General features: G+C 53.6%; 14 protein-coding genes. 10 read left to right on the top strand and 4 right to left on the bottom strand.

All coding sequences use genetic code 11. The features are described 5' to 3' along the window. Positions 1-152 precede the first annotated feature (152 nt). The 5 genes from rpsA (at position 153) to lpxK (ending at position 7,482) form a co-directional block, all read left to right on the top strand. On the top strand, positions 153-1,826 hold the full coding sequence (gene rpsA / locus FO014_RS02010) for a 30S ribosomal protein S1 (protein WP_041411759.1): 1,674 nt from the start codon (positions 153-155) through the stop codon (positions 1,824-1,826). A gap of 63 nt (positions 1,827-1,889) precedes the next feature. Continuing rightward, complete coding sequence (gene ihfB, locus FO014_RS02005) at positions 1,890-2,174, top strand: integration host factor subunit beta (RefSeq protein ID WP_015671760.1); 285 nt, start codon at positions 1,890-1,892, stop codon at positions 2,172-2,174. Positions 2,175-2,495: 321 nt separating this feature from the next. After that, on the top strand, positions 2,496-4,718 hold the full coding sequence (locus FO014_RS02000) for a ComEC family protein (protein WP_246168061.1): 2,223 nt from the start codon (positions 2,496-2,498) through the stop codon (positions 4,716-4,718). Between the two features lie 35 nt (positions 4,719-4,753). After that, positions 4,754-6,502 (top strand): lipid A ABC transporter ATP-binding protein/permease MsbA, encoded by a 1,749-nt coding sequence (gene msbA, locus FO014_RS01995; RefSeq protein WP_160027419.1) that lies wholly within the window; start codon positions 4,754-4,756, stop codon positions 6,500-6,502. Next, the gene (gene lpxK / locus FO014_RS01990; protein WP_160027417.1) at positions 6,502-7,482 is read left to right on the top strand and encodes a tetraacyldisaccharide 4'-kinase; all 981 of its coding nucleotides are present in this window, start codon (positions 6,502-6,504) and stop codon (positions 7,480-7,482) included. Before msbA ends, lpxK begins: the two co-directional genes overlap by 1 nt. 1 nt (position 7,483) lies before the next feature. On the opposite strand, the gene hglS is transcribed toward lpxK, so the two are convergent. Next, entirely contained in the window at positions 7,484-8,890 is a 1,407-nt protein-coding gene (hglS, locus tag FO014_RS01985; protein ID WP_160027415.1) for a 2-oxoadipate dioxygenase/decarboxylase HglS, read from the bottom strand. A 541-nt stretch (positions 8,891-9,431) separates the two neighbouring features. On the opposite strand from hglS, the gene cspE reads away from it, so the two are divergent. The 5 genes from cspE (at position 9,432) to kdsB (ending at position 12,768) form a co-directional block, all read left to right on the top strand. Beyond that, positions 9,432-9,641 carry a transcription antiterminator/RNA stability regulator CspE gene (gene cspE / locus FO014_RS01980; protein WP_015671765.1) on the top strand — a complete coding sequence of 70 codons (210 nt, stop codon included), beginning with the start codon at positions 9,432-9,434 and terminating at the stop codon, positions 9,639-9,641. 220 nt (positions 9,642-9,861) lie between these two features. After that, complete coding sequence (locus tag FO014_RS01975) at positions 9,862-10,083, top strand: cold-shock protein (protein WP_160027413.1); 222 nt, start codon at positions 9,862-9,864, stop codon at positions 10,081-10,083. A 224-nt stretch (positions 10,084-10,307) separates the two neighbouring features. Beyond that, positions 10,308-11,534, top strand: coding sequence for a winged helix-turn-helix domain-containing protein (locus FO014_RS01970; protein ID WP_160027411.1), 1,227 nt, complete (start codon positions 10,308-10,310; stop codon positions 11,532-11,534). A 305-nt stretch (positions 11,535-11,839) separates the two neighbouring features. Continuing rightward, positions 11,840-12,022, top strand: a complete 183-nt coding sequence (locus FO014_RS01965) for a Trm112 family protein (RefSeq protein ID WP_105230528.1) — start codon at positions 11,840-11,842, stop codon at positions 12,020-12,022. After that, entirely contained in the window at positions 12,019-12,768 is a 750-nt protein-coding gene (kdsB, locus tag FO014_RS01960) for a 3-deoxy-manno-octulosonate cytidylyltransferase (RefSeq protein ID WP_160027409.1), read from the top strand. The genes FO014_RS01965 and kdsB overlap by 4 nt, the downstream gene beginning before the upstream one ends. A gap of 157 nt (positions 12,769-12,925) precedes the next feature. Here the strand turns inward: kdsB and FO014_RS01955 are convergent, their stop codons facing one another. From FO014_RS01955 to elyC, 3 genes are all read right to left on the bottom strand, one after another. Continuing rightward, a complete protein-coding gene (locus tag FO014_RS01955; protein WP_160027407.1) occupies positions 12,926-13,342 on the bottom strand; it encodes a hypothetical protein in 417 nt (138 codons plus the stop codon). A gap of 4 nt (positions 13,343-13,346) precedes the next feature. Continuing rightward, positions 13,347-14,378: a hypothetical protein gene (locus FO014_RS01950; protein WP_160027405.1), complete on the bottom strand. Its 1,032-nt coding sequence runs from the start codon at positions 14,376-14,378 to the stop codon at positions 13,347-13,349. A gap of 101 nt (positions 14,379-14,479) precedes the next feature. Beyond that, positions 14,480-15,250: an envelope biogenesis factor ElyC gene (gene elyC / locus FO014_RS01945; protein ID WP_160027403.1), complete on the bottom strand. Its 771-nt coding sequence runs from the start codon at positions 15,248-15,250 to the stop codon at positions 14,480-14,482. Between the last annotated feature and the right edge of the window lie 77 nt (positions 15,251-15,327).

The following is a 15,327-nucleotide window of genomic DNA, read 5'->3' as shown; positions in this document are numbered from 1 at the left end:
GACATAGCAGTATCATGATATATCGGGTAAAATTTTACCCCTGTAACCTTATAACCCTGTCGGCATGGAGCCAATGGCGGGGTATGTTAAACAACCCCATTCGGCGGGACGCTAAATGGACGTTAAATCAAAGAACCCTGAAGATTATCAACATGACTGAATCTTTCGCTCAACTTTTTGAAGAATCCCTGAAATCAATCGAAACCCGCCCAGGTTCCATCGTGCGCGGCGTTGTTGTTGCTATCGACAAAGACGTAGTACTGGTTGACGCCGGTCTGAAATCTGAGTCCGCCATCCCGGCAGAGCAATTCAAAAACGCCCAGGGCGAACTGGAAATCCAGGTTGGTGACGAAGTTGACGTTGCTCTGGATGCAGTAGAAGACGGCTTCGGTGAAACCCTGCTGTCCCGTGAGAAAGCTAAACGTCACGAAGCTTGGATCACGCTGGAAAAAGCTTACGAAGACGCTGAAACTGTGACCGGTGTTATCAACGGCAAAGTTAAAGGTGGTTTCACTGTTGAGCTGAACGGCATCCGCGCGTTCCTGCCAGGCTCCCTGGTTGACGTGCGTCCAGTACGCGATACGCTGCACCTGGAAGGCAAAGAGCTTGAATTCAAAGTGATCAAGCTGGATCAGAAGCGCAACAACGTTGTTGTTTCTCGCCGTGCGGTCATCGAATCCGAGAACAGCGCAGAGCGCGATCAACTGCTGGAAAACCTGCAGGAAGGCATGGAAGTTAAAGGTATCGTTAAGAACCTCACTGACTACGGTGCATTCGTTGATCTGGGCGGCGTTGACGGCCTGCTGCACATCACTGACATGGCTTGGAAACGCGTTAAGCACCCAAGCGAAATCGTCAACGTGGGTGATGAAATCACCGTTAAGGTACTGAAGTTCGACCGCGAGCGTACTCGTGTTTCCCTGGGCCTGAAACAGCTGGGCGAAGATCCATGGGTTGCTATCGCGAAACGTTACCCAGAAGGCACCAAGCTGACTGGTCGTGTCACCAACCTGACTGATTACGGCTGCTTCGTAGAAATCGAAGAAGGCGTTGAAGGTCTGGTACACGTTTCTGAAATGGATTGGACCAACAAAAACATCCATCCGTCCAAAGTGGTTAACGTGGGCGACGTTGTGGAAGTTATGGTTCTGGACATCGATGAAGAACGTCGTCGTATCTCCCTGGGCCTGAAGCAGTGCAAATCCAACCCATGGCAGCAGTTCGCGGAAACCCACAACAAGGGCGACCGTGTTGAAGGTAAAATCAAGTCTATCACTGACTTCGGTATCTTCATCGGCCTGGACGGCGGCATCGACGGCCTGGTTCACCTGTCTGACATCTCCTGGAACGTTGCAGGCGAAGAAGCAGTACGTGAATACAAGAAAGGCGACGAAATCGCAGCGGTTGTTCTGCAGGTTGACGCAGAGCGCGAGCGTATCTCCCTGGGCGTTAAGCAGCTGGCTGAAGACCCGTTCAATAACTACCTGTCTATGAACAAGAAAGGTGCTATTGTTACTGGTAAAGTCACCGCAGTTGACGCTAAAGGTGCTACAGTTGAATTAGCAGGCGGCGTAGAAGGTTACCTGCGTGCATCTGAAGCCTCTCGCGACCGCGTTGAAGATGCAACTCTGGTTCTGAACGTAGGCGACGACGTTGAAGCTAAATTCACCGGCGTTGACCGTAAGAACCGCGTTGTAAGCCTGTCCGTACGTGCTAAGGACGAAGCTGACGAGAAAGATGCTATCGCGACTGTTAACAACAAACAGGAAGAAGGCAACTTCTCTAACGCAATGGCTGAAGCTTTCAAAGCGGCTAAAGGCGAGTAATGACGGGGGGGCGGTGTTTCCCGCCCCCGATACGGTAGTTTAGCTGCAAAGCTTGGAGGAACTATGACCAAGTCTGAACTTATTGAAAGACTTGCTGGCCAGCAATCTCATATCCCGGCGAAGGCCGTTGAGGATGCAGTGAAAGAGATGCTAGAACATATGGCTGCGACATTGGCTGATGGCGAGCGCATCGAGATCCGCGGATTCGGCAGTTTTTCTCTTCACTACCGTGCCCCGCGCGTTGGTCGTAACCCAAAAACCGGCGATAAGGTTGAGCTGGACGGCAAGTACGTTCCTCACTTTAAACCGGGTAAAGAGTTGCGCGATCGCGCCAATATCTATGGCTAATAGCCCATAGCGTTATTGCTTGTAAAGAAGATAAAACGGTGCCTGCTGGCGCCGTTTTTTTTTGCCTCTAACGCGGGCTGATGACAGACGATATACCGTCAGCTTCTCCCGTGGTTACCTCCTGATTTTGCGCATTGCCGCGCATGCTTAACGTAAGGCTTGTTCACCAGAAATTAAGCCTGCGCTGTGTATTCCGTTACTCGTTTTTTGGCCGATAACCGACGAAGTATCAACGTACTCTCCCTGCAATCATGATGTGTTTACCGGGAGAGCATTATCAAAATTTCCGTAGATATTGCTGCCATTGCTCTGGTGCTGGGGATGGCGCCGCTGCTGTTTTTGCCGCAGTTGCCGGCACCGTTGCTGATTGCGGGCCTGGCGTTGGTGATGGTGTACTGCTGGCGACAAACGCCATCGGCATATTGCCAGTATGCCGCCTGGCTGCTGTGCGGGTTTATGTTGGCCTGCGGCAGTGCGCAGCAGCTTACGCGCCAGATCTCTGTGCTAAGCGGTAAGCCGCTTAATCTGACGGTCAGCGTTGCCAGCGTCGCGCTGGCTGACCACGAGCCGGGAAAGGTGCTGTTCCGTATTGAACAGGTTAATGGCCGCTGGCTGTTTCCGGCGTTGTCATTCAGCGCTTACTGGAAATATGCGCCGTGGTGTGCCGGGCAACGCTGGCAACTTAAAGCGCGTTTACGTCCGGTACACAGCCGCTTGAATCAAGGTGGTTTTGACAGCCAGCGTTGGGCGATGGCGCGTCGTCAGCCATTAAGTGGTTACATACAGTCCGCTAAGGTGATGGATGCGCGGTGCGGCTGGCGCCAGCGTATTGTCAGCGCTGCGCAGCGGCGTACAGAAGGATTCTATCATCAGAGTACTTTACTGGCGCTGGCGTTTGGCGAACGCGCTCTGCTGAGCCAGACGGAACGGAACCTGTTTCTGAAAACGGGTATCGCGCATTTAATGGCGATTTCTGGTCTGCATATTTCACTGGCGGCCGTGCTGGCGTGGTGCCTGCTGCGGTTGATGCAGCTCGCGTTGCCGGTCGGCTGGATTGGCTATCGCTTGCCTCTGGTCGGTAGCGTGCTGGCGGCGCTGGGATACGTATGGCTGGCAGGCGCTCAGCCGCCGGCGGTGCGTGCGCTGCTCGCGCTGACGCTCTGGACGCTGGTGCGTTTACGGGGCATCTGCTGCACCCCATGGCAAATTTGGCTATGGTGCGTTTGCCTGATTCTGTTGAGCGATCCGTTAGCAATATTGTCCGACAGCTTTTGGCTGTCGGTACTGGCGGTGGCGGCACTGATCTTCTGGTTTGAATGGGCGGCGCTGCCGTCTCGGTTTCGCGCAGGCTGGTATTGGGCACCGCTGCGTTGGCTGCATATCCAACTCGGTATGACATTGTTACTGATGCCGATGCAGTTCGGGTTGTTCCACGGCGTGACCTGGACGTCATTGCCGGCTAACCTCTGGGCGGTGCCGATTGTATCGTTGCTCAGTGTCCCCATGATTCTGTTTGCTATTATCGCCGGGGCCGGGAGCGCCGCGGCGGGTTGGTTCTGGCGCTGGGCCGATCTGTCGCTGACATGGGCCATCTGGCCGTTGCCATGGCTGGAGCAGGGGTGGCTGCGCGTAGGCAGTGCGCTGCTGCCGTTCAGTGCGCTGGGTTGGTTAAGCGTGCTCGGCTGGCGTCTACGCAGCTGGTCGAGTTCCCCCGGCGGCTGTATCGCCGTATTGCTCTGTTGCCTGACGTGGCGTGAGCGCCAGCCGGATTATCGTTGGCGTGTCGATATGATGGATGTGGGGCATGGCCTGGCGGTGGTGATCGAACGTGACGGCAAAGCGGTGATGTATGATACCGGCGATCGCTGGGCAAGCGGCAGTATGGCCGAGCGGGAGATTCTGCCCTATTTGCATTGGCGCGGTATTGAGCTGGAGAAAATTATTATCAGCCACAGTCATCAGGACCATATGGGCGGACTGAGTGCGGTGCAACGGGCCTTTCCGAAAGCGGCGGTGTATTCTCCTTTGCATGCCGCTGGTCATTATGCCTGTGTGCAGGGACGGCAGTGGCAATGGCGCGGGCTTAATTTTCGCGTGTTGTGGCCTCCGCAGCGCCTGAAACATGTGGGCAATGATGATTCCTGTACGATTCGCGTCGATGATGGAAGATTCAGCCTGCTGTTAACCGGCGATCTGGAAGCCCGAGGGGAGTCGGCATTGCTGAAACAGCGCGCCGAATTACCGTCCACCTTGTTACAGGTGCCGCACCATGGCAGCAAGACCTCATCTACGCCGCCATTTCTGCGGGCGGTGGCGCCGTCCGCGGCGTTAGCCTCAGCTTCCCGCTACAATCAGTGGCGCCTGCCTGCGGAAAAAATCGTCGGGCGTTACCGTTCCTATCGCATTGCATGGCATGACACTTCACGCTCCGGGCAGTTGAGCGTGCTGTTTTTCGACAATGATTGGCAAATTAAAGGCTTTCGTGAGCAATTAATGCCCCGTTGGTACCATCAGCGGTTTGGAGAAAGGGGGGATAATGAGTAAAATGGGCCGCTATTTCTTCCGATGCTGGTATTTGCATGATGAATGATAAAGATCTCTCGACCTGGCAGACATTCCGTCGCCTGTGGCCGATGATCACCCCTTTCAAAGCAGGATTGATTGTCGCTGCTATTGCGCTGGTTTTGAACGCTGCGGGCGACACCCTGATGTTATCCTTGCTCAAACCTCTGCTGGATGACGGCTTTGGTAAAGCAGACAGCAGCGTTCTGGTGTGGATGCCGCTGGCCGTGATCGGGCTGATGTTGATGCGCGGCGTAACCAGCTTCATTTCAAGTTATTGTATTTCCTGGGTATCTGGGATGGTTGTGATGCATATGCGCCGGCGGCTGTTTGGTCATATGATGCGTATGCCGGTATCCTTCTTTGATCAGCAGTCTACCGGTACATTGTTGTCGCGTATTACTTATGATTCCGAACAGGTAGCCTCATCATCTTCCGGTGCGCTGGTGACCGTGGTGCGTGAAGGCGCTTCAATCATCGGCCTGTTTATCATGATGTTCTACTACAGCTGGCAGCTGTCGCTTATCTTGATCGTACTGGCGCCGATTGTTTCTATCGCTATCCGCATGGTCTCCAAGCGTTTCCGTAATATCAGTAAAAGCATGCAAAATACGATGGGGCAGGTGACCACCAGCGCCGAGCAGATGCTGAAAGGGCATAAGGAAGTTCTGATTTTCGGCGGCCAGCAGGTGGAGACCGAACGTTTTAACACGGTCAGTAACCGTATGCGCCAGCAGGGGATGAAACTGGTTTCCGCCTCATCAATTTCCGACCCGATTATTCAGCTGATAGCCTCGCTGGCGCTGGCCTTTGTCTTGTTCGCCGCCAGCTTCCCTAGCGTGATGGCGACCCTGACGGCGGGTACCATTACCGTGGTGTTCTCCTCCATGATTGCACTGATGCGTCCGCTGAAATCGTTGACCAACGTCAATGCTCAGTTCCAGCGCGGTATGGCGGCCTGCCAGACGCTGTTCTCCATTCTGGATATGGAACAGGAAAAAGATACCGGCACGCGCGAAATCAAGCGCGCCAAAGGGGATGTCGAGCTGCATAATGTCACTTTCTACTACCCGGGGAAAGATACGCCGGCGCTGCGTGATATCAACCTGACGATTGAGGAAGGCAAAACGGTCGCCTTGGTCGGACGTTCCGGCTCGGGTAAATCGACGATTGCCAATCTGCTGACCCGCTTCTATGACATTCAGCAGGGCGAGATCCTGATGGATGGGCACGATTTGCGTGAATACACGCTGGCGTCGCTGCGCGATCAAGTGGCTCTGGTGTCGCAGAACGTCCATCTGTTTAACGATACCATCGCCAATAATATCGCCTATGCGCGTGAAGACCGTTATAGCCGTGAAGATATTGAGAAAGCGGCGCGAATGGCTTACGCCATGGACTTTATCGAGAAAATGGATCAGGGTCTGGATACGGTGATCGGCGAAAACGGCGTGATGCTTTCCGGCGGTCAGCGCCAGCGTATCGCCATCGCCCGCGCTCTGCTGCGCGATTGCCCGATACTGATCCTGGATGAAGCTACCTCTGCGCTGGATACGGAATCCGAACGTGCGATTCAGGCGGCGCTGGACGAACTGCAGAAGAACCGCACCTCGCTGGTTATCGCCCACCGCCTGTCCACCATTGAAAAAGCGGATGAGATTTTGGTGGTTGAGGACGGCCGTATCGTCGAGCGTGGCGAGCACGCTGATTTGCTCGCGAAGCAGGGTGTTTACGCACAGCTGCACCGCATGCAGTTTGGTGAATAATGATCGAACGTATCTGGTCCGGCAGTTCGCTGCTCTACCTGCTGCTGTTACCGCTCTCCTGGCTGTATGGCCTGGTGAGCGGGCTTATTCGGCTGAGCTACAGGCTCGGCTGGCGTAAAAGCTGGCGCGCGCCGGTGCCTGTGGTGGTGGTGGGTAACCTGACCGCCGGCGGCAATGGCAAAACGCCAACGGTTATCTGGCTGGTTGAACAGCTGCAGCAGCGTGGTTACCGGGTTGGCGTGGTTTCCCGCGGCTATGGCGGTAAATCGGCGGTTTATCCGCTGGTGCTGAATGCACAGACGACGACCCGGCAGGCCGGGGACGAGCCGGTGCTGATCTATCAGCGCACCGCGGCTCCGGTGGCGGTATCGCCCAAGCGTACGGAAGCCGTGCAGGCGCTGTTGGCGCAGCACGATCTTGATCTGGTGATTACCGATGACGGTCTGCAGCATTATGCGCTGCAGCGCGATGTTGAGCTGGTGGTGATTGACGGCGTGCGGCGTTTTGGCAACGGCTGGTGGTTGCCTGCCGGGCCGATGCGCGAGCGCGCCGATCGTTTGCGCAGCGTTGATGCCTGCATTACCAACGGCGGGGTGGCGCAGCCGGGTGAGATCGCCATGAAACTGCAGGCGCGTGATGCGGTGAATATCGCCACTGGCGAGCGGTTGCCAGCGGTGCAACTGCCGCAGTCTGTCGCGATGGCCGGCATTGGTCACCCGCCGCGCTTTTTCGCTACGCTGGAAAAGCTGGGCGTTAACGTCGCGCAAGAAGTGGCGTTCGCCGATCATCAGGACTATAGCGAAGAGCAACTGCAAGCGTTGACCTCACCGGGACAGACGCTGTTGATGACGGAAAAAGACGCGGTTAAATGCCGCGCCTTTGCTCAGGATAACTGGTGGTATTTACCGGTTGACGCCGTTTTTCCCGCCGAACAGGCAGCATCATTGCTGCAACGTATCGAATCCCATCTGAAGACGTAAATCAGGTCTCCAGCGCGCCAAGCCCCAGCGCTTGCGCGCAGGCCTGCAGCGAACGCTGCTGCGTCTGCCGGTACAGCGCCAGTTCATCCACCACTTTCGTGCCGAGCGCCTGTTCAAAAACGCCGCGGCTGGAGGTAGCGTTGTAATGCGCCTGCGCGTTGTCTCCCAGATTTGACTGGAAAATGCCGGCGGCGCTGACCGGCAGAAAATCTTCATACACCAGCGGTTGGAAGCGGATGTAATCCTCAGCGATTAACCGCTCCAGCGTCCAGCTTTCATCCAGACGATCTTTCGCCGCCAGCCCCAGTTCGGTAGGGAAGTAGCGGAACCAGGCCAGGCGTTGCTCGCGCAGCGCCGGGTAGTCATCCGGGAATGATTGGAAGTTTGCCTGCAACAGTTGGTAATAACGCGCCGCATTGCCTTCGCTTGGCGTGGCCTGCAGCGCATCGTTGGTTGCCTGCAGCAGGCGATCATACAGAGCGCGGCCTTCGGGCGTCAGTGCGACGCCGCGTTGCTCTATCTCGCCAAAGCGCGCCGTGTGCTGTCCCATTACGGAGGCGCCGTCGCTTTCAACAAAAGCGACCTGTTCCACCAGTGCTTTAAAGCTGGTTTGCCGCAGCAGAATCGGGCAGCGGCGACGAGGAGGGCCCTCGATAACGGCTTTAGGCGTGATCCCCCGTTGCGGCATGGTGCTCTGCGCCGCATCAATATCCAGCGTGCGCGGCGTCAGATGGTTAATGTGCGGCCCTTTAAAGGCCACCACATCGGCAATCAGCCGGTGTTGATCGTGTAGCTGTTGGTATTCGGCGGCGCTGACGGTAGCCTGGCTGTGCCAGCGGAAGGTTTCCAGCGCTTGTTCAACAAATTCGTCTGCCTGCCCAGCGGTCAATCCGCCCTGGTTTTCATGTTGCTCGATCAGCGCCAGCGCTCGGCTGGTGAAAATATGGCGGCGTTCCAGCAGGCGTTGCGCCAGCGCACGCAGTTCAGGCTGCTCAATCAGCTCCAGACGTAATAATGAGGTGAATACGCGGAAAGGGCTGGCCTGAAGATCCTGTTCGTGAACGGCGCGAAAGGCGGTGGAGTGTACCGGCACGCCCGCCGGCGCCAGATCGTAATAACCAACGGGCGACATGCCCATCACGTTAAACAGCCGGCGCAATGTCGTCAGTTCTTCAGCCGTGCCGACGCGGATGGCGCCATGACGCTCCATGGCCAAGCGCTCTATTTCACCGGTGATTTGTAACTGATGTGCCAATTCGCTGTTGCTGCTCAGTACCTGGCGGTTGGTCTCGGCCACCAAGGCTAACAGCTCACCATACAGCGGCACCTCTTTTTGATACATTTCCGACATCGCCAGAGAGAACCGGCTGCGGATTTCATTGGGTGAAACGAACTGCTGGGCAGTCATGCGCATCGCTCCTTTGTTCAGTTTTATCTGAAAAATGACGGTTCCGGTGAAAGTGCTGCCGATCATGCCGTTCACCTTGTTATCACTCCAAGTTTAGTCATCGGGTTATGGATTTGTTATATGTTGCGTAACCATATTAGATTTTTATGCGTTAGCTCTCATTTGCAGCATCTGGAGCGCCATTCAAGCATCAAGAAAACGGCGAGGCGGGTTTTCTTTACCGTACTTTGCAAAAAATAATTCGATACTAATCATGGGTATAAAATTAAATGACACGAAGGGATAAAAATAGTGTGAAAACCCCCTTGTGTAATCTGGGGTTTTATGAGTAAATGAATTCGGCCTGTGATTCAGACCTATTTATGTACGAGACAAGATTTAGAAGTTTAGGTAATCAGTTTACTAAGCAGTTCCTCCATAAACGTTATCATTCGATTCCGCTTCAAAGACGAACCTTCTAAGTACCTCCCATAAGTAATGTTTCTGCAATGGCCAAAATTGCCTTATGGCAGGTTTTGTAAATATTTAAAAGGTAAATGTAATGTCTAAGAAGACCGGTCAGGTTAAGTGGTTCAATGAGAGTAAAGGTTTTGGTTTCATTGAGCAGCAAGACGGCGGCAAAGATGTATTCGTACACTTCTCCGCAATCATGACCGATGGTTTCAAGACCCTGGCTGAAGGCCAGCGCGTTGAGTATACCATTGAAGACAGCCCGCGCGGGCCGGCTGCCGCCAACGTTGTTGCTCTGTAAGTTTTACAGGAAATAGCGTATAGAGATCTTAATACAACCTTGATGAGGCGCTTGCCGAGTCATGCGGAAGATATTAAGTTCAATAAGCCCGCCGTTGTGCGGGTTTTTTATTTGTTGCTCATGAGAGGTTTGTTACGAAAAACTTTAGGATGGGCGGTTAGCATCCAGACAATAATAACAAATAGCGTTGTTACGGATGCCCGAAAGAAAGGAAATTATTATGTTTAAAAATACAATGTTAAAAATGGGCCGTGTAAAATGGTATGACCAAGCCGCAGGCTACGGTATGATTTTACCGGTTGACGGCAGCGATGAAATTTATGTGAACCGTCGCGCTATCGCCAATACGAAAAACAAGTCATTAAATGAAGGTCAGAACGTCGAGTTCTCGATCTGCCGCAGCTCCCACGGGCTGTCCGCCGCGGACGTTATCGCGTTCTAAGGCATTCTCCTTCCTCGCCAGTGCCGGTGCCGCCACCCCCTCGCACTGGCGAAGAAAACGTCAAATTCTTCCTCATTCCATCATAGGCCTTTCACCATTGCCATGATCATTGGCAAGCAGCCGCTTAGACCTGACATTTTCGCTCTCCCTGATGCACAACGCTAAAGAAAAATGAGCAAACTTCCACTATTCTCAAGCGATTGATTAATCACCTGGATATCCGTATGTCTGTTCCGGTTATTTCACTGGCCGCAGCCCGTGCGCTGCATCTGGCCGCTCAGGGGTTGTTGACGCCGGCGAAACGCAAAGCCGGGCCAGAAGATGTGGTCGCAGCCATTCAACGCATGGGGCTACTGCAAATTGATACTATCAGCGTCGTTGCCCGCAGCCCTTACCTGGTGTTATTCAGTCGGCTGGGGGATTATGCGCCACAGTGGCTGGAGCAGGCGCTGGCCGGCCGACAGCTCTTTGAGTACTGGGCGCATGAAGCCTGTTTTCTGCCGATTGAAGATTTCGCCTTATTGCGTCATCGCATGCTGAACCCGCAGGGGATGGGATGGAAATACTCGCAGGAATGGGCGGAAAAGCATCAGGACGCGATTAACGATGTGTTGAGCCATATCGCTGCAAACGGGCCGCTGCGCTCGGCGGATTTTAACGCGGAAAAGAAGGGCGGCAATGGTTGGTGGGAGTGGAAACCGGAGAAGCGTCATCTTGAAACGTTGTTTACCGCCGGCAAGCTGATGGTGGCCGAGCGACGCAATTTTCATCGGGTTTATGACTTGACCGAACGCCTGTTGCCGGACTGGGATGATGCCAGACAGGCATTGTCCGAAGAAGAGGCGCGCCGGGTGATGTTGGCGCGTACCTGTCGCTATCTGGGGATTTTTAAAGCGGAGTGGCTGGCTGACTATTATCGCCTGAAGCGCGTTGCGCCTAAAAAACTACTCCAGCAGCTGCAGCTGCAGGGCGAGATCCTGCCGATAAAGGTTGCACAGCTGTCGGGCGATTTTTATCTGCACCATTCACTGGCTGAGGCGCTGCCGCTGGCCGAGCAGAACAAGCTGCGCTCACGGGTCACCACGCTGCTTTCGCCGTTTGATCCCGTGGTGTGGGATCGCCGCCGGGCGCTGGAATTGTTTAATTTCGACTATCGACTGGAATGCTATACGCCGAAAGGAAAGCGGCAGTATGGCTACTTTACGTTACCGGTGCTCAATCGCGGCGAATTGATTGGGCGCATCGATGCGAAAATGCATCGGCGAGCCGGGGAATTTGAGGTGATCAGTTTCCATCTGGAGACCGGTGTTCGTATGGGTAAGCAGCGCTGCCAGGATCTGTTTCAGGGCATTAGCCGTATGGCGAAGTGGCACGGTGCCGGGCGAGTCAGACTGAGGGCGGTGCCGGGAGCATTGCGTGAACAGTATGGTGAGATTTGGCAAGTGGGATAACGAACGGCGTTGTTTCTGGGGGGGTAAAACGAGTGACATCGCCGTTCGTTACAGGCTTGGCCCCTTAGGCGCTGAAGTTAGCGAACAGGGCGATAATTTTATTGATACGTTTCATCATTGGCAGGTGTTTGCATAATTGTGTGACTTACATCACAAATATTACGCCTGCTTGGCGGGCAACACAACCCCCACGCCATTTTGGCGAAAAGCACAGCAGTAAAACCAGCAATGATTAACCTGCGCTGGCGCGTTATGTTATTCTCACGCACATTCCCCACAGTCATATCTCTCCCCATGGAGGAAGCATGGATCACCGTTTGCTTGAAATCGTTGCTTGCCCGGTCTGCAACGGAAAACTGTACTTTAATAAAGAAAATCAGGAATTGGTCTGCAAGCTGGACGGCTTGGCATACCCGTTACGCGATGGTATTCCGGTGCTGCTCGAAAACGAAGCGCGCACGCTGTCGCCGGATGAGAAGCAAGCATGAGTTTCATCGCAATAATTCCGGCTCGTTATGCATCGACTCGCCTGCCGGGTAAACCGCTGGCGGATATCCACGGGAAGCCGATGGTGGTGCATGTGATGGAGCGCGCGCGTGAATCCGGTGCCGAGCGGGTGATTGTCGCCACCGATCATCCCGACGTAGCCCGTGCGGTCGAGGCCGCCGGCGGCGAGGTGTGCATGACCCGCGAAGATCATGAGTCCGGCACCGAGCGTCTGGCCGAAGTGATCGAGCATTACGGTTTTGCCGATGACCAGATCATCGTCAATGTGCAGGGGGATGAGCCGCTGGTGCCGCCGGTGATTATTCGTCAGGTGGCGGAAAATCTGGCGGCGAGCAGCGCCGGTATGGCCACGCTGGCCGCGCCGATTGAAACGGCGGAAGAGGCGTTTAATCCGAATGCGGTGAAAGTGGTGATGGATGCCGAGGGCTACGCGCTCTATTTCTCCCGCGCCACCATCCCTTGGGATCGTGAGCGTTTTGCGCAGTCTAAAAGCGCGATTGGCGATAACCTGCTGCGTCATCTCGGTATTTATGCCTACCGCGCCGGTTTTGTCCGCCGCTATGTCAGCTGGGCGCCAAGCCCGCTGGAAAAAATCGAGCTGCTGGAGCAGCTGCGGGTGCTGTGGTACGGCGAAAAGATTCACGTCGCGGTGGCAAAGGCCATCCCGAGCGTCGGCGTAGATACCGCAGAAGACTTGCAGCGCGTGCGCGACAGCCTTAACGCTTAAGTTTTCTTATGGCTTACCGGCACGTCTCGTGCCGGTAAGCGTATTCATCCGTTTCACTTTTATTAATCAGTGTTCAGAAGGCTTATGAACAGATTGATTCTGGACTGTCTGCGATGTGAGGCAACGACAGCCAGCTCAGATCGGTGCAATAGCCTGATTAACCAAGCGGGGATAATAATTCTGTTAGGGAAAAACTAATTAACCAAATGATAATGAATATATCAACGAGTTTCGTGAATAGCATCAGTTTATAAAACCAAGCGTACTCACTTTTATCCAGAGATTTGGCAAATTGATAGGGGCCATTATCAAGATATTTTTTATGGCCAATAGGTATTTTTTTACCTTTTAATAGCTTGCGAAAATACCCACATGTTCCATATACACCTAAAAGCCCGAACTGTCTAAACCAAGATGAGCTTAAAGGTTCTTGAAAGTTACGTGAAGCATAGTGTTGTAGTAGCGCGTTATATTTTTCTCTTATAAATAAATAATAAATAGCACCACAAAAAACGGTAGTGAAAAGGGCAAGGCCTGATACGACAAATAGTACAGTTACAAAATCATATATCATCTCTTTAGTCCACCAAAATTCGGCCTATAAGGGTATTTGTTGCTTCCCCCATTTTTGTACCAATAATCTCCCCACCGGCGCCACCGATGGCGCCACCGGCGAGTGCTCCACCAGCGGCACAAACAGCAAAACCTAAACCTCCTGATGCTATACCGGCCCCCAAACAAATTGATTCAGCCACCAACACGCCTTTGGAAGCAGAAACTCCTGATAAGATGGTAGCTCCGGCAAAACTCATATAATTGGTTAACGCAGCCCTTCTACATTCATGTTCACGACCAGTTGAACAAGCAAGGATGACATCATTCGTAGTCATCATTCCCCCTAAAGCCAGGGTCACATATCCACCAGATTTAAAAAATTTCACTGCCTTTACCGATGCCTCAAGACGCTCAGCGTAACCTTTAATGGCTCCCGCAGCTCCAGCAGTAGACCATTGATGAATGATTGAGCGAGTTGAGAGCCCTAACGCCTGAGTCATTTTCAGGTAGGGTTTCATTTTTAGTGTTTTGGGAACTAATGTGTTTAAAATAGGACGTTTAATTAGCATTTTTAGTTCGGCAAGTAGCGCTGTTCGACGAGCATAAAATTGAGGGCTGGCGAGTTTACCGGTATGAGTAAACTCGCTCTGATACAGACTTTCTATTTGCTGTAAGATGTTGCCGATCTGCTTAAAATATTTAGACCCAACTTCAGATGTGTATTCAATACCTTTTGATGAAAGATTCAGAATGCTATTAATACTGTCGTGATTATTCACCATAAATAAAGCAAGGTCACCATCAATAAACTTCATTGTGTGGTTGACTTTATTCTTTGCACGACGTAAATGATGAAGCTTAGCGTTTTGATTCGAGTTGGACGGGTCAGCTACAATCATTATTTGTCCCGGTAATACATATGGTGTATCTGCATTCAGCTGCAAAAAGTAACGTGCCCCATCGGTATCTTTGCGTCTAAAAAGCTGCTGCGCCTGCATTGATAGAGTTCCGGGGGTAGTTGCTATGCAATAACCAGGCTCAATTGAGTTGTTCATGTTCTGTCCTTCCATGTCGATCATGTTAATAGGTTATCAGTTCCAGGTCGGTCGAGATATGTCATTATGGTAGCTGGAGCTATGGTTAATTTCCCGGTTTTTTACTTAACCTTCACGCTATCCCCCTTCAACCGCTGCCACAAACTGCCCAGGGTTTCGTACCAGGCGCGTTCGCTATGGCTGAGGAACATGGCGGAAGGCAGTACCCGATCCCAGATATTCAGCGGTGAAGTGATGGCCAGTTGGTTGGCCGGCGCCGGAATTGGCCGCAGCCCCTGCGCCTCGAAAAAGCGCATGGCGCGCGGCAGATGGTTGGCAGAGGTCACCAGCAGAAACGGCTGCCGGCCAATCAGTTTGGCGACCTGCGCCGCCTCTTGCTCGGTATCCACCGGGCGATCCAGCACCACGATATCGCGGCGCGGCACGCCCAGGCTTTCCGCCACCCGCGCCGCGGTTTCCGCATTGCTCAAGGTATTGGCGCCGCGCGCGCCGGTAAACACCATTTTCGCGCCGGGATGTGCAAGATACTGCCGTACGCCTTCGGTAACCCGCGGCAGGCTGTTGCCGATCAGGTTTGAGCTGGGCGCCCAGTCCGGATTGAAAGTGTAACCCCCGCCTAAAACCACGATATAATTGACCGGATCATGACCGCGATAGGTGGCGTAGGTGGATTCAATCGGCCGCAGCAGCCGATCGGCGACCGGCTGCAGGCTGAAAAGCAGTAAAAACAGCCAGCTCAGGCTGAGAATTACTTTCCCGCTTTTCTGCCAGCGGGTGAACCACAGCAGCAACAGCGCCAGCGCCATCAGTAACAGCAGGGCGGGCAGCGGCATCATGATGCCGCCAATAAACTTTTTCAGGTTGAACAGCATTAAAAATCCGGTCCTTTTGGGCGAAAAAACGACATCCGGGCACATTCCGGCCGTAAGAAGATTTATTCTATGCCAGT

The organism is Serratia rhizosphaerae, from assembly GCF_009817885.1.
In the GTDB taxonomy this organism is placed as follows: domain Bacteria; phylum Pseudomonadota; class Gammaproteobacteria; order Enterobacterales; family Enterobacteriaceae; genus Serratia_B; species Serratia_B rhizosphaerae.
This window is presented reverse-complemented; position numbering and strand designations above follow the sequence as displayed.